Origin of the sequence: Virgibacillus halodenitrificans, from assembly GCF_001878675.1 — a bacterium.
GTDB classification, from domain to species: Bacteria; Bacillota; Bacilli; order Bacillales; family Amphibacillaceae; genus Virgibacillus_Q; species Virgibacillus_Q halodenitrificans.
Map to the genome: position 1 here is coordinate 2492631 of NZ_CP017962.1, position 19900 is coordinate 2512530.

At 32.8% G+C, this 19900-nt stretch carries 16 protein-coding genes and 1 pseudogene; 8 read left to right on the plus strand and 9 right to left on the minus strand.

Annotated features, from left to right (window positions below):
• Position 1 precedes the first annotated feature (1 nt).
• The 4 genes from BME96_RS13010 to BME96_RS13025 form a co-directional block, all read right to left on the minus strand.
• The gene (locus tag BME96_RS13010; RefSeq protein WP_060679781.1) at positions 2-1153 is read right to left on the minus strand and encodes a TniB family NTP-binding protein; all 1152 of its coding nucleotides are present in this window, start codon (positions 1151-1153) and stop codon (positions 2-4) included.
• A 157-nt stretch (positions 1154-1310) separates the two neighbouring features.
• Entirely contained in the window at positions 1311-2321 is a 1011-nt protein-coding gene (locus BME96_RS13015) for a DDE-type integrase/transposase/recombinase (protein WP_060679780.1), read from the minus strand.
• A complete protein-coding gene (locus BME96_RS13020; protein WP_060679778.1) occupies positions 2322-4988 on the minus strand; it encodes a TnsA endonuclease N-terminal domain-containing protein in 2667 nt (888 codons plus the stop codon).
• On the minus strand, positions 4972-6339 hold the full coding sequence (locus BME96_RS13025) for a TniQ family protein (protein WP_071649275.1): 1368 nt from the start codon (positions 6337-6339) through the stop codon (positions 4972-4974). The genes BME96_RS13020 and BME96_RS13025 overlap by 17 nt, the downstream gene beginning before the upstream one ends.
• A gap of 298 nt (positions 6340-6637) precedes the next feature.
• Here BME96_RS13025 and BME96_RS13030 point away from each other — a divergent pair, with 298 nt between their 5' ends.
• Positions 6638-7432: a hypothetical protein gene (locus BME96_RS13030; protein WP_071649276.1), complete on the plus strand. Its 795-nt coding sequence runs from the start codon at positions 6638-6640 to the stop codon at positions 7430-7432.
• 203 nt (positions 7433-7635) lie between these two features.
• Entirely contained in the window at positions 7636-7830 is a 195-nt protein-coding gene (locus tag BME96_RS13035; protein ID WP_060681793.1) for a DUF7695 domain-containing protein, read from the plus strand.
• Positions 7831-8119: 289 nt separating this feature from the next.
• Here BME96_RS13035 and BME96_RS13040 read toward each other — a convergent pair whose 3' ends face one another.
• From BME96_RS13040 to BME96_RS13060, 5 genes are all read right to left on the minus strand, one after another.
• Positions 8120-8761, minus strand: coding sequence for a YdhK family protein (locus tag BME96_RS13040; protein WP_060681792.1), 642 nt, complete (start codon positions 8759-8761; stop codon positions 8120-8122).
• 351 nt (positions 8762-9112) lie between these two features.
• Positions 9113-9322, minus strand: coding sequence for a copper chaperone CopZ (copZ, locus tag BME96_RS13045; RefSeq protein ID WP_060681791.1), 210 nt, complete (start codon positions 9320-9322; stop codon positions 9113-9115).
• A 29-nt stretch (positions 9323-9351) separates the two neighbouring features.
• Positions 9352-11736 (minus strand): heavy metal translocating P-type ATPase, encoded by a 2385-nt coding sequence (locus BME96_RS13050; RefSeq protein ID WP_060681790.1) that lies wholly within the window; start codon positions 11734-11736, stop codon positions 9352-9354.
• A gap of 13 nt (positions 11737-11749) precedes the next feature.
• Positions 11750-12055 (minus strand): metal-sensing transcriptional repressor, encoded by a 306-nt coding sequence (locus BME96_RS13055; RefSeq protein WP_060681789.1) that lies wholly within the window; start codon positions 12053-12055, stop codon positions 11750-11752.
• A gap of 165 nt (positions 12056-12220) precedes the next feature.
• Entirely contained in the window at positions 12221-12829 is a 609-nt protein-coding gene (locus BME96_RS13060; RefSeq protein WP_060681788.1) for an NAD(P)/FAD-dependent oxidoreductase, read from the minus strand.
• Positions 12830-13131: 302 nt separating this feature from the next.
• Between BME96_RS13060 and BME96_RS13065 the strand changes: the two genes are divergently transcribed.
• The 6 genes and pseudogenes from BME96_RS13065 to BME96_RS13090 all read left to right on the plus strand — a co-directional run bounded on the left by BME96_RS13065 (position 13132) and on the right by BME96_RS13090 (position 19778).
• The gene (locus BME96_RS13065) at positions 13132-13857 is read left to right on the plus strand and encodes a cytochrome c biogenesis CcdA family protein (protein WP_060681787.1); all 726 of its coding nucleotides are present in this window, start codon (positions 13132-13134) and stop codon (positions 13855-13857) included.
• 12 nt (positions 13858-13869) lie between these two features.
• A complete protein-coding gene (locus BME96_RS13070) occupies positions 13870-15258 on the plus strand; it encodes a sensor histidine kinase (protein WP_060681786.1) in 1389 nt (462 codons plus the stop codon).
• Positions 15251-15929 (plus strand): annotated as a pseudogene (locus BME96_RS13075) (response regulator transcription factor). The gene BME96_RS13070 and the pseudogene BME96_RS13075 overlap by 8 nt, the downstream one beginning before the upstream one ends.
• A 188-nt stretch (positions 15930-16117) precedes the next feature.
• The gene (locus BME96_RS13080) at positions 16118-18280 is read left to right on the plus strand and encodes a copper-translocating P-type ATPase (protein WP_060681784.1); all 2163 of its coding nucleotides are present in this window, start codon (positions 16118-16120) and stop codon (positions 18278-18280) included.
• A 184-nt stretch (positions 18281-18464) separates the two neighbouring features.
• The gene (resA, locus tag BME96_RS13085; protein ID WP_060681783.1) at positions 18465-19040 is read left to right on the plus strand and encodes a thiol-disulfide oxidoreductase ResA; all 576 of its coding nucleotides are present in this window, start codon (positions 18465-18467) and stop codon (positions 19038-19040) included.
• Positions 19041-19073: 33 nt separating this feature from the next.
• A complete protein-coding gene (locus BME96_RS13090; RefSeq protein ID WP_060681782.1) occupies positions 19074-19778 on the plus strand; it encodes a cytochrome c biogenesis CcdA family protein in 705 nt (234 codons plus the stop codon).
• Positions 19779-19900: the final 122 nt, after the last annotated feature.

Consider the following 19900-nt stretch of genomic DNA (forward strand, 5'->3'; position numbering starts at 1 on the left):
CTTAGGCCAATCCTACAGTATCCCTTTCTGGTTTTCTAATTCCCGGCTTAGGATTATTTTTTCTTTTTGGTTTTTCATTATCTTTCTCATTTTTAATTCCCAGCAAGGTTTGAAGCTCATTTTTGTCTTTTTTATTATCACTGAAATAGTACTCTCCAGTAATTGCCTCTTTTGCTAGTGTTAAAAGCTTTTTTGTTTGTAAAGCATTTCTTTTCAAATTTTGATAGGTAATAGTTTTCTCTTCTTTTTCTATAGCATCTGAAAGGCATCTTTGTAACCAATTCTTCAGAATACCAGCACACCCAATGGAATTCTCATATATATATTCCGAGTACTTCTTTAAATCGGGTTCCTTCTCCACAGGTAGCAATTTCTGAAAGGTCAATAATAAAGCTTGGAAGTACCTTCTATCTTCCGCATTGGTATAATCATACCTCGGAAAGTGAATTTCCTTAACCCTTCTAGATAACTGACCATCTAAATTGAAAACAGCATTTAAATCATAAGTTCCAAATAAAACAATTTTTGTGGTACTCATGTTTGCTAATGATTTAATAGAATTAAATTGCCTTTGGTTCTGTTCACTGTTACCCCTTTTTTCTGAATTAATTTTAAAAAAGTGCTGAGCTTCATCAATTAGAAGTGCTTTTGTTTTCCTGTTAAAAAATGCACTCTCTATTGATCTACGTAGCTCTGGCGCAGTATTTGCATTAAGGGGGTTGTTACTGTTACTTTTCTTATTTTTCCTATTTTTCTTTTCAATATCAGTAACATCAATCTTATAATCAATTAATGGATCCCTTAATGATGAAAGTACTCTATAATAGAAATCTTTCCAATTGAACTTCCCTAAATCTGGATTTGGAAGCTCTATACCAGAGATAGGGATAATGCTTCTATCTTTCTCAGTTTCTTCTTCCATATCTTTAAGAACAGATAACATTGTTGCAGAAAAGAGTCTGGATTTCCCAACTCCTGATGGGCCAACGACCATAATGATGTTTTGAGAGCCTTTATAAATTTCATTTTTTAATTCATCTGAAACTTGTTTCATTTTTGTATGGCTAACAGTAAAATCATTAAAAAATTTTTCGCGCTCTTTCTTAGATTTTGTTAAAAGCTCTTCTTCAAATAATCTTTGTTTTTTTGTCACCTAAACCAACTCCTCGCAACCCCACAATCATCATATACGCTCTCTGAACAATTGAATCGCCCATAGTTTCACTTTATTTAATCAGGTTTCTTCATTATTAATTATCTTTAAGTCAGGCCTTACAGCTTATAATTTTATCCATTCTCTGTCTTACCATTTAAATACTTATAACACTAAGTTGGCATCGAATCCATTGATTATTAACATACGCATATAATATTCCAGTATTTAATGGATCAAATTTAACCTCAACCTTAGTATACTCAATCATTGGATCGTTAAATTGTTCGCACCAATAATATAAATAGTTTAATTTAATTCCCCGTCTTGGTTGAACTTTTCTGGTTTTACCTTTTGGGGAAGGTAGTGTCATCAAAATAAAATTTTCGTCATAAGGAATATAGATATTCGGACGTCCGGATACTTCAAAAGAATTAAGGAATATTTCTTTGGGACTTTGTTGAAGTGATAGGTTTATATAATTGTCATATACATTATAAATCCAGTTTTCAAGTCGTTTATTTAAGGTCTCAAGTGTCCATACAACGTAGTTTTTGGAGTCCACAGAATTATTAACCTGCTGTACATTTCTCGTGTTTCCCATAAGGATTTGGATAAATAATTTATTTGTTAAACCAAATAATCTTTCTACCACATTATTAAATCCTGCTTTTAGAAGTGGTCTTTGTTTCGTATGGATTCCATAAGTTGCAAGCAAAGTTTCAAAATCAACACTATTAAATTCCATTCCACTATCTACTACCAAATTTTTTGGAAGCCGGTTATATTTTTTTACGCACTTCCTTATAACCATCATACAACTATTGTAAGAGGGTTCTTCAAAGGTTAGATAAAAGGCAAGAACCCTTCTTGAATAATCATCAATCATTAGTGTTAACCAAAGTCGCTTAGAATGCTTACCATCAATTTCTACTTCTATATCTAATTTGGCATGGTCAATATATACTGTTTCGAAAATACCTTCAGCATATTTCGAAGTAGTAAATTCTAGTTCTTTATAAAATCCCTCATATTTATATAAGGTTCTTCTTCCTTCCTTTCCAAGTCCATACTTTTGCTCATTTGTAATTTCATTTAAAATATCTTCTCGTTCATTCTTAGATTCTGATGAAGGGTATTTTTCAAATAATCTTTTTTCCTTTGTCACCTATATCAACTCCCCAAATATCTCAAGATCGTCGTCATCATAAATATCATCTGTTTCATTAGAATTACTATCTTCCACATTTTCATCATTTGATCTATCGTTGCTTTCAAAGACCTTTAATTCAGGTTTAGTTGAAGCTAAATTTTCATTTATTAATTCTTCTTCTTTTAATTCAGAGTCTATAATATATTGTGCAATCATTTTTGCTGTCACTGTATTGTTTTGTGAATATAATTTATTCTTTTGCCTGATTTCTTCTGTAATAATTTTCATTTGTTTTTCACTTTTACCATATAAATATTTGTAACCTTCAGATTGGCATTCTACCCATTGATCTCCTACATATGCATATGCAATTCCAATATTGAAAGGATCATATTTTACTTCAACTTGGGAATTTTCAATTTTTGGATTTCTGAATTGGTCACACCAATAATATGAATATGATAATTTAATACCTTTACCCGGATGTACTTTTCTAGTTTTTCCTTTTGGAGATGGTAATGTCATTAAAATAAAAGTATCATCATAAGAAATATAGGTATTCGGACGACTTCCAGAAACATTAATTGATTCTTCATATGATTCTTTTGGACTTTGATGAAGCGATGGATTTATTTTATTGTCATAAACTATATTAAACCAGTTCTCAAGGGCTTCATTTAAAGTTTCTAGTGTCCAAATTGCATGGTTTTTCGGATTTACTGATTTAGTAACTTGTCTTACATTTTTTGTTAATTGTGTGTTTCCAGCAAGGTTATGAATAAACAATTTATTAGCTATGCCGAATAATCTTTCCACATCATTTCCATATCTTGATTTTGCAGCAGGTCTCTGTTTCTTGTGAACACCGTAAAAGGCCAGTAAAGACTCAAAATATACACTATGAAATTCTTTTCCCCCATCCAGAACAAGGAAGTTAGGTAGTCGGTTATAATTCTTTACACATTCTCTAATAATCATCATGCAACTCCGGTATGAAGGTGGTTCAAATGTTAGATAAAAGGCAAGGACCCTTCTAGAAAAGGCATCAATCATCACGGTAAGCCACGGTCTCATGGTCTTATGACTAGTAAGTTTTAGTTCAATATCTAGCTCAGTATGATCAATATGCGCCAGTTCGAAAATACGCTCCCCATGCTTCGGAGTAGTAAATTCTAATTCAGTATAAAATTCCTCAAACTTATATGCTGCTCTTCTTCCCTTTCTAGATTCTGCTACTTCATATTTAGAAAGATTATTAATCGCAGTACACAATGTTTGGTATGATGGTGGATCAATATTAAGTTCTTCACATTTAACTAACAATTCACGATAAACTTGTTTCGCTGTTTTAGACTTAATGTTTTTATAACTTTGATCAATTACACCACTCATTATTTTTTCTGTTTCCGGTGGCAATTTCGAATTTTTATTTCCTTTTTTTTTTGTTCTGGGAAGAAGTCCGACAAAACCATTTCCATATAATTCTTCTGCATCATTGTATTTTTTTACCCAATTTCTGAGACTTCTTCTAGTAACATTTAAATGAACATTTTCTCCGTTTAGATACTTTGTAACAATTTCATATTTCTTATTTGCCTCTTCTAAGTCCTTTTCACTAGCTTCGGCAATCATCTTGTTTAATTTAATACTTTCTTTATTGTTATTACTTTCCACAGCCTTTATATAACCTTCTGATATATATGATTCAAACAAGTGGATTGGTAATTCAGCATGTTCATTTGTACTTTTTGAATATAGAAACACTTTTTTATTGCCACTGTCGTAATTTAAGATAGTCCAAGCACTATCTCCCCATAAAATACTATTCCCGTTTTTTATTTCAATCATCTTAGGTGAAATTCTTTTTCTACTTGATTTTTCAATTATCGAAAAACCCTTATGCTGTTGTTTATTTAGATATACCTTTACACTCTCTGGTTCGGTTATTAAATCGTTGTACAAATCAATATAGATGATGTTATTTGCTATTAAGTCATATATATCATCAGAGGTAAACCGTTCCTCTGCATTTTGAATAAGCTCTAGTATGGTTATACCGGGCGCAGATATTATTGCCTCCTTAATCTTTGCAATAATTTGATCTTCGGGTTTATGCCCATTGGTAATATAATCTTCCAGAAATTCAAGGTTACGTTGAAGTATCCAATTAATCTCAGATGACGAACGTACAAGAAAATCCAAACCAAACTGTATTGCATAATTTTTTCCGAGTGCGAATTCCCATCTTCCATTATTTCTAAAATATCTATCTGGTTTTTCCTGAGACTTTTTAATAAGATGTTCTTCTGTCTTGCACTCTACCCAATAGGCTCTTTCCTTTTCGATTACAAAAAAATCTGCTGTATACCAATAAGCCATTTTTCTATTTTTATCTTTCTTACTTTGAAAATAATTCAATTTTATTTTGGGTGGTTGATCATAATACTCCAAAACATCATCATTAAATTCCATCATATAGATAGTTGGTAATTCAACCTTATGGCTCTCAAATTGAATGGTAACCCCCATCTTTTTACTACTATACCTTCCACTAACGTTATTTCTACCTCCCCCAACCCGTCTTGCTGGAGGGGACTGTCTTATCCGTTGAATTTCCTTCTTTGCCTCTTCCGTTAAGTCCATTCTTGCTGCCCATTCATCAAACTCACTTGAACTCATCATTTAAATATGTCCTCCTATTCTTATACTCATAACCACTTTGTACTAATAAAAATTTCCAATAATCTTGTAAAACCTTTTCTTTTAAAACCCCATTTTTATTAATCTTGTCTTCAATTTTTCTACGACTAGGATATAATCCTTCATTTTCCAACTCATTAAAGGCTAGATTAATTTGTTCTTTTAACCTTTTAATTCTTAGCTCTGACTTTTCTTTTATATAGTCGTAATATCTCCTCGATATTTGTTTACAAAGATCCGGAAAATTTCTGTACAATACCCTCTTATCCCGACCAATTACTTTTGCAACTGAATTCATCGATATTGGAGTATCTGTACTTAAATGTTCAATCAGTTTTTTCTCAATTACATCATAATTAAGTGGTTTTCGAGTTTGTTTTGTTTTATTATTAATGACCCGCTTGTCATTAATTTGAAATATATTAACATCTAGTTTTTGAGATTCTAAGAGGAAATCTAAAATTTCTTTATTTAATTTAAAACATATTTTTAGTATGTTATCTAAAGAAGGAAAGTTTTGACCATATAGCCAATATCGGAGAGTGCTTTTTGGGATACTTAGGTGACTTGAAAAACCCGCAACATTATTTGAAAAACGTTCTTCATTTATTACTTTCAATTTGTTTATAAATGTATGCTTAAAACTTTGAACATCTATCTTGTTATGATTTATTGATAAAATATCCTTCACATTTTCATAAACATAAAGTTCCCACCTGAATTTTTCTAGATTGATCCTTTTGCTTTCACTTTCTTGGGCTAATATAGAGGAACAATTTGGACAATAGCCGGGAACCATTTGCCTGCGTATGATATCAACTTTCTTTTTACATATAGGACATCTATCAACTAAAAAACGACTATGTTTTTTGCAAATCTCTACAGGTTTTAAATGCCATATCAGCGGATAATATATAACCTCTCCATCCTTCTCCCAAGTTCTAATACAGTCAGGACACCAAGTGAGTGTATCCTTCAGTAAATTTCTCAATGGAATGAATTCTTTTAGGTTGTACAAGGTTAAATTAATTAGGTCATCTCTGGATGTTAACTTCTCAACTGTCCATGCAAGTTCAACAGCAATTTCCATGTATCCATTTACAGTTTTTGCCTTTTCATAAAAGCGGTTCCCTCCATAAGCTGAAGCCCGTTCTAAATAACTCTTATTCATTTCAGGAAAAATCATCTTATTGAATAAATGACCAACAGAGAGGTTGTGTTCATATGCTACCCTAATTAAATAACTGCTCAGGCTTTCAACTAACTCAGTTTGCAAACCAATTGGTTCAATACTGTATAAATCACTTCTAGAATCTAAATTTATTTCTATCATTCTATTACACCCCATAAATTTAATAGATTAATAGTTATTATTGCCATATAGAACATTTAACTATTCACCTTTTCCATATCAGGTCGTTTTACGGGCATAAACGGTCTGTTTTGGGCCTTATTTGGATTAAAGTAAGGTATTTTTGTATTTATTCACACATGAAAATAAGGTTTAAATATACGATTTAGAGTACATTTAGACCTTATTTTTAAATTAAAATAAAAAAATTATAGTTAGCTATTCGAATAGCTTTTTTAATAGAGTATAATACTTAAAATTATCTTAGGAGGTTTAATAAATGCTATCATTTAGAGCTGTTTTTACTATGGAAGAGGAAAAAAATAATTTTAATTGTGTAGATGTAACTTGGTACGATTGTCCAATTGACGAACCGTTTAACTACGAATACTTCGAAAATGAATCAAATAGTTATATTGCATGGACAGAGGACCTTATTAATTTTCACCGATGGATTTTCAAATATTTTTATCAAGGTTATGTACTCCAACAATTTGAGTTGATAATATACCAAGACCATAATCAGACTGAAGATGAAGTCCTATTCTCGATTCCACATTTTAATATTAAATATAAGGATTGTTTAAATATAATTCACGATGGATTAGTTAATTATAAAAGAGATATAGTAGAAATTAACTTTATTAAATCAGTGCAAAATTATGAGCATATTTTTAATAGAATCATTCTATTTAAAAAACATTGGTTAAGATTGGCAAATATAAGAAGTAACAAAGAAAATGAATTAATTGAGAATGACCTTATATTTGACTTACCATTCCTAATATATTTTGCAAATAGCATAGAGGAATTTAGAGAAATAATTAATAAGGTAATCAAGTATTTCAATGGTATATTTAAACTATTAAACAAGAATAGTAATGACCGAAACGTAAGAAAGGTCAAAAATATATTGGTACTACTATTAGATGATTTAAGAAATGAGGAAAGAAATATAAATGAATTTAGTTGGATGTTTAAAATCAATGGGAATGAAATTCATAAAGAAAATAAAGATGATATCGAACTACATCTTCCACTTGAGGAAGAATTCGATGATAATTTACCTCTCTAAATTATATTAAATTTTTTTGGCTGTCCAGACAGAACGTAATGACTCTTAGGACAGCCTTTTTTTGATAAAAATAATTAATTACATACTCTTAATGACTTCTTTGCTGTTCTAAAGCATAGCGCAATGAAATCATTGTCATTTTATAACTACATAGATTATAATCATATAGAATTCTGTGGGTTTATATAGAAGGAGACAGTAGCATGAATAAAAGGTTAAAAAGAAATAGAATTCGTTGTAAATGTTGCGGAGATATTATTGAATCAAAACAGATATATGATTTTCAACAATGTTCATGCAAAACGGTGGCGATTGACGGTGGACTGGAGTATGCCAAAAGAATTTTTCCTAGTAATCCACCTGAAAAATTTTATGATGAATTAGTAGAATATGAATGATTTCGTATATATTTGAAGAACTTAAACTGATCCACTAGCAAGTATTTATTGCTGTTCTAATATAGGTAATCGGTTGGTGAATTTCGAAAGATGACGTTGCCGTATTAATGGGGGTACACAAAAGAATGTAACGAACGATAAAACAATAATTTAGCATAAAAGTATAGATCACGAAACCTAATACAACTGAATCATTTCTAAAATATGTCAATAATAATAAATCCCTCTTATAGTTCAACTACTACAAAAAGAACCTACCCAGTTTGTGGATAGGTCCCTAATTTAATAATTACTCTACTGGTGACAATTCACTTTCCGTTACCCATTTGTGGTTTTTCACCTCTTCTCCAGAATCGGTAGCAACAAAATCAACCATATATACGGTTGTTTCTTCCGCTGAATCGATTACTGCAGTTGCACCGTCCATGCCCTTCATGTGATCTGCATTAAGAGTAACTTCAGTTCCCGGTTCAAAAGGTTCATCTCCTGCTTCTTTAACTTCTTCATGAATAACCCATTTATGATTTTCTACTGGTTCTCCACCAGTCGTTGGCGTGTAGGAAACAGTATATACCGTTGTATCATATGCGCCAATAACCGTTGCCTCAGCACCATTCATCCCCAGCATATGGTCGGATTCAATTATTGCTTGGCTGCCCACCTCATAAGTTGGGTTTTCCTCTTCTTGTAGGCCTTCGGGAACTTCGCCAGAGCTAGAATGGTTCATACCAGAATGCTCCATGCCTTCCATATCTTCGTTGGTATCAGATTCCTCCATATCCATTTCATCATTATTGGATTCCGTGTCCATATTTTCTTCAGTGCTTGATTCAGTTTCTGTGTTTTCTTCTTCATTCGCACCTGTACATGCAGCTAAGAAAAGCACTGTAAATAAAGTTAATATCCCAATTACAAATTTTTTACTTATCATTTAAACATTCCCTCCTAATTGAATTGCTATTGCTTTATTTTAACCAAGAGACTTGCAGAATATATGCAGATTTTTAGATACTAAGAATCATTTTGAATCTAAGATGAACCATTCACATTTTACCTTAATGTTGGTAACAATCATTATCAAAATGCTCTTTAAATACTACATTTTACCTTAATATCGATATTTTCATTTAGAATACAACCTACACTTTGAAAATTTAGTTATCTATATAACTTAATTTTACACTGAAAAGCAATTATCGTGTGTTAAGTACTATATCATTTTATTTATGTTGCATAAAAAAAGCTGATTTCCAAATAGAAAATCAGCTTTTTACTATGTTTATTAAGCTCCCACATCGTAGCCTTGTTCTTCAATAGCTTCTTTCATGGCATCAACATTTACTTTCGATTCATCAAAAGTAACATCTACTTTGCCAGCTTCTAAATTAACTTCAGCAGAGGATACACCATCTAATTTTTTCAATGCACCTTCAACTGACATTTTGCAATGACCACAAGTCATACCTTGTACATCTATTGATTTCTTTTCCATACTGTTTTCACCTCCTCTAAAGGATGTTTTTATAACTTCACTCGTTTTAGACGGAGTGAGTTAGTAACTACACTTACAGAACTTAATGCCATTGCTGCACCAGCAATCCAAGGCGCAAGTAATCCAATAGCCGCAACTGGTATTCCAGCCGTATTGTAGCCGAAAGCCCAGAAAAGATTTTGACGGATATTTCGAATGGTTGCATGACTGATTTTAATTGCCTTCGGTATAAGCAATAGCTCACCGCCAAGAATCGTTACGTCAGCAGCTTCAATAGCCACTTCTGTACCAGTTCCAATGGCAATACCAATATCCGCTATAACAAGTGCAGGTGCATCATTCACACCATCTCCAACCATTGCAACTTTCTTACCTTGTTCTTGGATTTCTTTTACTTTAGCTGCTTTTTCTTCAGGTAATACTTCAGCGATTACCTGATCAATTCCAACTTGTTTTGCTATTGCTTTGGCTGTTCGTTCATTATCACCTGTTAGCATAAACACTTCTATTCCTAAATCTTGCAATTGCTTAATAGCTTCTGGAGCCGTTTCTTTTATAGTATCTGCAACAGCAACTGTTCCCCGGTACTCACCATCAATGGCAATTAACATTGCTGTTTTACCATCTATTTCATATTGCACCAATTTTTCTTCATAACCTGCTATATCCACTTGATGATCTTTCATTAGCTTTCTATTACCAACAAGAATGTTTTTTCCAGAAATTGTTGCTTCAATACCATGACCCGGTACTGCCTCGAAATGTTCTACATCCAAAAAGTCGATATTATTCTCTGTAGCGTATGCAACAATTGCTTCTGCAAGTGGATGTTCGGACCCTTTTTCCGCACTAGCTAATAATTGTAATGCTTCCTCATCACCTGAAAAGTCAGTTACTTCCGGTTTCCCTTTTGTAATTGTACCTGTCTTATCAAGTACAATTGCTTCTAATTTATGTGTACCCTCTAGGTGTTCTCCACCTTTGAATAAAATCCCACTTTCTGCAGCCTTTCCTGTTCCAACCATAATGGACGTTGGGGTTGCGAGTCCTAAAGCACATGGACAAGCGATAACAAGTACAGCAATCGACGCAACTAAAGCAGATTCCATTTGTCCGGGTTGTACTAAAGTAATCCATATAATAAAGGTTAAGATAGCAATACCGACGACTATCGGAACGAAATAACCTGAAATAACGTCAGCTAATCGTTGTATTGGAGCCTTTGATCCTTGAGCTTCTTCAACAACCTTAACAATAGATGCTAATGCTGTATCTTTTCCTACTTTTGTTGCTTCCATTTCAATGGAACCATTTTTATTAATAGTAGAACCAATTAATTGTTCTCCTAAATCTTTTTCAATCGGAATTGATTCACCTGTAAGCATAGATTCATCAACAGAAGTTCTTCCCTTGATAACAATACCATCTACAGGTATTTTCTCCCCCGGTTTTACAATTAAATGATCACCAACAACTACATCGCTGGCAGGAATCATTATTTCTTTACCATCTCGAATTATACGAGCTTCTTTTGCTTGCAAATTGAGTAGTTTAGATAAAGCATTTGTTGTTTGACTTTTGGCTCTAGCTTCTAAATATTTACCGAATAAAATTAATGTGATTATTACAGCACTTGTTTCAAAATATAAATGCGGCATATATTCTGGATTTCCAATTGTCATGAATGCTTCATATAAACTATAAAAATAAGCAGCACTTGTACCTAAAGCAACAAGTACATCCATGTTTGCTCCACCATTTTTTAAGTTCTTATAAGCCCCAACATAAAACTGCCAGCCGATAATAAATTGAACTGGTGTTGCTAAAGCAAACTGGAACCAAGGATTCATGAAGATATCTGGTATACCCATGCCTAATAAATGTACAAGCATCGTAACTAATAAAGGTGAAGTAAGGATAGCTGAAACGATTAATTTGGTCTTCATATCTTTTAGTTGTTTTTCTTTATAAGATTGCTTCTCTTTAGCCTCTGCCTTGGGTTTAGCATCATAGCCAGTATTTTTGATTTTATCAATCAATGATTTTACATCAATTAACCCCGGATTATATTCAATCGATGCACTTTCTGTCGTTAGGTTAACAGTTGCAAGTTTTACTCCATCTTGTTTGTTCAATACTTTTTCAATACGGGTAGAGCAAGCCGCACAAGTCATCCCAAAGACATCTAGGTCCGCTTTCTCCGTTAGAACACCATACCCAACATTCTCTATTTTTTTCGTTATATCATCAACAGATGTTTTCTCCGGGTCATAATCTATCGTTGCCTTTTCAGTTGTTAAATTAACCTGAGCCTTAACCCCATCCATTTTATTCAAAACCTTTTCAACACGATTAGAACAAGCTGCACAGGTCATCCCTGTTACACCAAGTGTTGTATGATTTGTTTCACTCATAATAATTCCCTCCTTACTTGGAAAATTGCTTCATGACAGTCATTAATTCCTCAATAGTTTCCTTTCCTTCACCTTGTTTAATAGCATCACTAACACAATGGTTAATGTGTCTTTCTGTGATAGAAAATCCTACATTTTTTAGTGCTGATTGAATGGCACTAATTTGTACTAAAATATCTACACAATATCGATCATCTTCAACCATTTTCTGTATCCCACGAACTTGACCCTCAATTCGTTTCAAACGATTAATCGTTTTCTGTATTTCATCTTTCGTTCTTGGTTTACTTGGGTGATCATGTAAGAATCTCTCTTCCAAATGAATCACTTCCTTTTCTTTTATACAATTACTATACCCCCGTACAGTATATTTGTCAATGGGGAAACTTAACTTTTGAAAACATCTTTTAATATTTTACACTTTTTGATGTTAGTTATTTTCTTACATAGCCACTAATGGTAAATTGTTATCCAAGGTCTATTATTAGCTTTTTAATTGTTCTTTACCTATCCGTTTTAAAAATTTATGGAATGTCTCCCGTTTTTTCCCCATTTCAGCATATACAGCAATTATTTTTTCCACTGTATCGTATAATTCTTCTGGTGTTAAATTTTCTTTCAGTAAAGAACCTACCTCAGCATCTTTTCCTTTCGCTTTACCACCAACATATAAATTATAATGATCTTTATACTTCATTACACCTATGTCACTTAACATTGGTTCACCACAACCAATGATACAACCTGTATAAGCAACTTTTAGGGTAAATGGTACAGGTTTTCCTGCTATACGGCGATTTATTTCTTTTGCCACTGGCATCCCTTCCCTTTCTTCCCCTTTGCAAAAATTACAGGTTCTCAAGCTCTTTACGTAATTTCCAACTGGATAACATTTTAAACCGACACTTTCGAATTCTTTAATTACTTCGTCTTTATTATCCTCTGGAATCTCTATATAGAGTTGTTGAAAGGTAGTTAACTCCAGTTCATCTTCCTCACTCATGTATTTTGAAATTGTCATAAGTTGTTTGGAATTGAGTTTGGAACCGAACCCTATTCCCCCATTCACAGCGATTTTTATTTTATTCTCCATATTCTTATCTCCCCTATTTTCAATGTTTCTGGTAACAATGGATAAAATATATCTATATACAAATTAAACAGAATTTTGATGCAAACATCATCCTTTCACTATATAATACTATACCCCCCTAATGTATGTAAAGTAATAAAAAGTGGACAAAATTTTATCCTAAACAATATTAAGAGATCCTTTATCCTCATTGTTGTTATTACCCTAGATTAATTTTTGCTGAAATCTGCACAAAAAATGGACATATTTTTTATATGTTAGTTAATGGATAAAACTATTAAATTCAAAGTGAGTGAGTTGATATGTTCGAACTTTTTAATGAAATAGGCATTATGCTAAATGGACCACTTCAGCAAATTGCATATGGATATGAACACATTCCACTGTTATTTGCATTTTTTCTTGGATTAATTGGCGCCGTTGCTCCTTGTCAGCTAACAGGCAATATCAGTGCAATGACTATTTACGGTAACAGATCATTAGTCGAAAAAGTCCCTTGGTTACACGTATTTCTATTTGTTTTAGGTAAGGTAGTTGTTTTTTCAATAATCGGTTTAGTAGTCTGGTTACTTGGGAAGGAAATACACAGTACTCTAACACAAATGTTTCCGATTCTAAGAAAAGCAATTGGGCCTTTACTTATACTGGTTGGTTTATTTATGATAGGGTTATTTAGCTGGAGAAAAACAGGAAAAACGTTTAAAATACCCACTAAATTTAAAGATAGTTATCTAGGAAGCTTTTTAATGGGTGCGAGTTTTACGTTAGCATTTTGCCCTACTATGTTTGTATTATTTATACTAACCTTAATGCCAGTTGTATTAGAAACATCATATGGATTTGTATTACCTTCTGTATTTGGAATTGGAACCTCACTTCCACTTTTATTAATTATTTTTCTTATTTGGTATTTTGGGGCAAGTGGCATTATATTAAAGAGAAGCAGAAAAATAGGGTCACTAGTGCAGAAACTTGCAGGAGTTATCATTCTTATTATAGGTATTTTGGATACTTTAACTTACTGGTAAAAGAGGTCAATTATGTTTAATAAATTATCCTTAAAAATTGGACTATTATTCTTTGTGTTCATGTTAATTATCGAGGTTTTTGTTTATTTTATTCTATATACAAATATAGCAAATGAACGTATTGATGAAGTGATGGATAGTTTATTAGCTCGTGCCAATACACATAGTGCTGTCTTGGAAAATAACTTTGATTCATCAACGTTGGAGCATGTTGCTATCATGGAGTCAGAATCGGAATTTGCTGTTATTATTACCGATGCCAATGGTAACATCATCATTAATTCCGATCCTGTTGAAAAGGAAATGTTTGAAGTAATTGTTCATACGGATTATAAGGATATACCCAGTGTAGGAAAAGTAGTAGAACAGCGTTGGTCAGAAAAACAATATATAGCGGTTGATAGCCCCATCACTATTGATGAAGAACATCAAGGGCATGTCTTTATGTTTGCTAATACCAATATTGTAAAAAATATGGTTAATCATTTGAGTGATCAATTTGTCATAGTTGGATTAATCACCATTGTTCTAACAATTTTTACCGTCTTTATTCTTTCTCGTTTTATTACGTTACCATTAATGAAAATGAAAGAAGCCACAGAACAACTAAGCAAGGGAAAAAATAAAGTGGAATTACATAAGGAACGAAAAGATGAACTAGGAGAATTAGCTGGTTCTATCATGAGGCTATCTAGTGATCTAGAACGATTAAAAAATGACAGAAATGAATTTTTGGCAAGTATCTCTCACGAACTTAGAACGCCATTAACCTATATAAAAGGATATGCGGATATTATAAATAAGCAAGACATAACAGATGAAGAAAGAAAAGAATATCTGGATATTATACGGGAAGAAACAGAGCATTTGACGGTTCTAGTTAAAAATCTATTTGACCTTGCAAGAATGGATGAAAATAGGTTTGTAATTAATCGAAAAAATGTTAATTTTAGACAACTAATCCAAACGATTGAAGAACGAATTTCTCCAGTACTGGAAGAAAAAAATATTACACTTTTTGCTTCATGCCCAGTAGATATCATAGGTAATATTGATCCCGATAGGATCCAACAGGTTTTATTAAATATACTGGATAATGCCAGAAAACATACACCCGAAGGAAAGTCTATATCATTAGAGGTAACCCAGTATGATAGAGAAATTACTATAACTATTTCAGATGAAGGAGAAGGAATTCCAAAAGAGGAGTTACCTTATCTATTTGAACGGTTATACCGTGTAGAAAAGTCGCGTTCCAGAGAAAGCGGTGGAACGGGATTAGGATTAGCTATTGCAAAAGAAATTATAGAATCTCACGGAGGTACGATTGAAATCGAAAGTGAACTTGGAAAGGGTACAAGAGTTATTGTTCATTTAACAAGAGGTGAATATAATGGTTAAAGCTCTATTAGTAGATGATGAAAAACGAATGCTAGATTTATTAGCGTTATATTTGAGACCACATAGTTATATATGTAAAAAAGCTATTAGTGCTAAAGAAGCATTATCGTTTTTAAAAAAAGAAACTTTTGACATAGTACTTATAGATATTATGATGCCTGAAATGAACGGCTGGGAGTTATGCCAAGAAATTAGAAAGGATTCGGACATCCCTATCATCATGGTAACTGCTCGTGAACAGAAAGAGGATATTGTAAAAGGGTTAAAATTAGGTGCAGATGATTATGTAACGAAACCCTTTGACGAAGATGAGCTATTAGCAAGAATAGAAGCGGTATTACGTAGAATGAAACCTGCGAAGAAGATTGAAGTAAATGGTCTCTTATGGAATGAAGATGAGTTTGAGTTATCATATAAAAATAATACATTAAAGTTAACACCAAAGGAATTTACCATGCTAGGTTATTTTATAAGAAAACCAAACCAAGTGTTTACTAGAGAACAATTAATTGAATTAATTTGGGGATACGATTCACACAGAAGGAAGAACAGTTGATTCCCATGTACGGAACATGCGAGATAAAATTCGGCAATCTGGATTTCCAATCGATGATTATTTAATAACTGTTTGGGGTATTGGATACAAATGGATAAACAAGCCTTCATTATAGGTATAAAAAAAGGTCTTTAATACAAATGTAAAAAAAGACCTTTTGTTTTGACACAAAACTTTTACAAAAATCAAAGCCTTATTAATACTATACAGGGGTATAGTATGGTATAGTATGGATAGAGAGATGAAAAATACAGAAAATAATAGGAAATTCATCTAAATATCCGTACCAAAGGAGGAGTAATAATGAAGAACAAAGGAAATGAAGGGAATCCACACAATCACAATAAGCATAGAGAACATGACCATCATAATCATAAACAACATGAGGAACAAAAACATCTTAGCCATCAACATCATAATCATGAACATGAAGATATGCATGGTTATCACAAACATGGACATGGAGAACAAAAAAATCACGATCACAGTCATGGACATAGTGGGCATCATGGTGGACACGGCGGACATCACGAACATATGGTAGAAGATTTTAAGAAACGTTTTTGGATATCCCTGGTTTTATCAATTCCTATTTTATACTTATCCCCAATGATTCAAATGCTGTTTGGATATGAGGTAAATTTCACAGGTGATACCCTCTTACTTTTCTTGCTTTCCACAATTGTCTTTTTCTATGGTGGAAAACCATTTTTACTTGGTGCATGGGATGAGTTAAAGGAGAAATCTCCTGCAATGATGATGTTAATTTCTTTAGCTATCATCGCCGCTTATGTATATAGCACACTGACAGCATTCTTTATAAAAGGCAGTGATTTCTTCTTTGAACTAGCTACTCTTATTGTAATTATGTTGTTAGGACATTGGATAGAAATGAAATCCCTTATGGGTGCTTCAAAGGCATTGGAAGAGCTAATCAAGTTAATGCCAAAAGAGGCCCATAAACTGGACAAATCCGGAAATATTGTTGAGGTAACAGTCGAAGATTTACAACCGGGTGACCAAATTTTAGTTAAATCGGGTGAAAAGATTCCAATTGATGGTGAAATTTACGAAGGAGAATCTACCGTCGATGAGTCGATGCTTACTGGAGAATCTGTCCCTGTTGAAAAAGCGCCCGGAATGGAAGCGATAGGTGGTTCCGTCAATGGTGATGGTGTATTAAAAATTAAGGTAAGTAAAACAGGAAATGACACCTACCTATCCCAAGTTATTAAATTGGTAAGCGATGCAGAAAAATCGAAATCAAAGGCCCAAGGCTTTGCGGATATTGCTGCTAAATGGTTATTCTATGTTGCTCTTGTAGTAGGGATTATAACCTTTGCAGTTTGGTGGACTAACGGGGATTTAGACTTTGCTTTGGAACGAATGGTTACCGTTTTAATTATTGCTTGTCCACATGCCCTTGGTTTGGCAACACCACTAGTAACATCTAGATCTACTTCCATTGCAGCTAAAAATGGCTTGTTAATTCGGAATAGAGTAGCATTTGAAAGTGCATTTAAAGTGGACCGAGTGGTGTTTGACAAAACAGGGACACTTACGGAAGGTAATTTTGGTGTTACAGATATCCATCCAAGCGAGGGTATTAGTGAAGAAGAATTATTGAAATTAGCATATTCTGTTGAAACACAATCAGACCATCCAATTGCTAAAGGAATTGTGAAAGAAGGAAATAATCGTAATTTGAAACCCTTTGATGTTAAGGATTATCAGAATTTAACTGGGAAAGGGTTAGTAGCTAAAATCGGTGATGCAGAAATTGCTGTTATTAGTCCCGGTGCTATGAAAGCAAATAAAATTTCTTTTGATGAAAAAACTTATGACCAACTGGCTTTACAGGGGAAAACAGTCATATTTGTCCTTAAAGATAATGTCTTACAAGGAATGATAGCCCTAGCTGATATCATCCGTGAATCTTCTTATAAAGTTATTAAAGAATTAAATGACCGTGGTATAGAGACGGTTATGATGACTGGTGACAACACACGTGTAGCAAATTATGTAGGAGAAAAACTGGGTATTTCCAAAGTCATCGCTGAAGTACTTCCCCATGAGAAATCAAATAATGTGAAATATTTAAAACAAAACGGAAAAAAAGTGGCGATGATTGGAGATGGAATTAATGATGCCCCCGCTTTAGCAGAAGCTGATTTGGGAATTGCTATTGGTGCGGGTACAGACGTTGCGATTGAAACAGCTGATGTTATACTAGTTAACAGTAATCCAGTAGACATTTTAAATATCATTAAATTGTCTAAGGCAAGTCGCAGGAAAATGGTTCAAAATTTAGGATGGGCTGCTGGGTATAACATCATTGCTATTCCTTTAGCTGCAGGTGTATTGTACAATGTTGGGTTTGTCATAACCCCTGCCGTTGGAGCTGCAGTTATGTCACTTAGTACCATTATTTGTGCAATAAACGCTCAATTATTAAAAATCGATTAATAGAAATAAATTGGCTAAGCATGTATGGTATTGCTTAGCCTTTTATTTTTCTGTAGGTAAATTTCTGTTCATAAATAGTACAAAGAATCTGCTTAATTTCTGCAAACTTGTAACGTAATCTAACAGAGAGTGTCTTTATAATACCACCGTTATACTATATTTCTATAAGGAGTGATACATACTTATGAGTTTGGAGGAAACGAAAAAGAAGAAGAAAAATAAAAGGAAAAATCGATTAATTTTTAGAACTTCTATATTAATTGTAATGGTTGGAGCTATTATATTTGCATTAGTGTCCAATATACAAGCGGATAAAACCATTTATCAAGTCGGAGATGAAGCACCTGACTTTGAATTAAAACAAATTAATAAAAATAATGAATTAGAATCTATACGACTAAGTGATTTTAAAGGAAAAGGAATTATGCTAAACTTTTGGGGTACTTGGTGTAAACCATGTGAGGAAGAAATGCCTTACATGCAAGAACTTTATCCCGTATATAAAGAAAAAGGAATTGAAATAATTGCAGTTAGTTTAGATAATACGGAATTGGTTGTAGATCGATTTATTGATAAATATGATCTAACTTTTCCAATTCCCCATGATAAAACAGGAGAAGTCAGGGATTTATACAAAATAGGACCAATTCCAAGTTCCATATTCATTAATCCGGATGGAAAAATTCAGAGAATTGTAAATGGGGCCTTATCATTAGAAAGTTTGGAGAGTTACTTTAAAGAAATATTACCAAAACAATAGACCGCAATTTTTTTAAAAAGGGGGATAAAATCTTTGAATGAAATAAATATATTTCTAGCTTTTGGTGCTGGTTTCCTTTCTTTTATCTCACCGTGTGTATTACCATTATATCCGGCATTTTTATCTTATATTACCGGAATGAGCGTAAGTGAGATAAATGAAGAAAATAAAAAAATGAATAAAAAGGCTCTTTTACATACCGTTCTATTTTTACTAGGGTTCTCAAGCATTTTTATTATGATTGGTTTTACCACCTCTTATATATCGGAATTCTTATTAACCTACCAAGATGCGATTAGACAAATTGGTGCTATTTTAATCATTTTCTTTGGACTAGTGATTGTCGGAATTTTTAATTTTAAATTTCTAATGAAAAACAAAAAAATCACATTCAAAAATCGTCCCGGTGGTTATGTTGGTTCTTTCATCATTGGAATGGCATTCTCCTTGGGATGGACTCCTTGTACCGGTCCAATACTAGCTATTGTGTTATCATTAGCTGCAACAAATCCTGATGTTGGTATGATTATGATGATTAGTTATGTTTTAGGTTTTTCGATTCCCTTTCTATTATTAGCATTGTTTATTGGTAAAATTAAATGGATTAAAAAACATAGCCTAAAGTTAATTAAAATTGGTGGATACATTATGATTTTCATGGGAGTAGCACTATTCTTTGATTGGTTGACGAAATTAACTTCCTTCTTAGCTGGATGGTTTGGTTTTTATGGATTTTAAAATATATTTTCCATAATTTATCTATTACATCTGCACGAATAATGCATATTTAAGCATTATAATTTGTCTTGTAGATTTTGTTACAAGTAGAATATCACTCGTTTTACATGGTAGTATATATT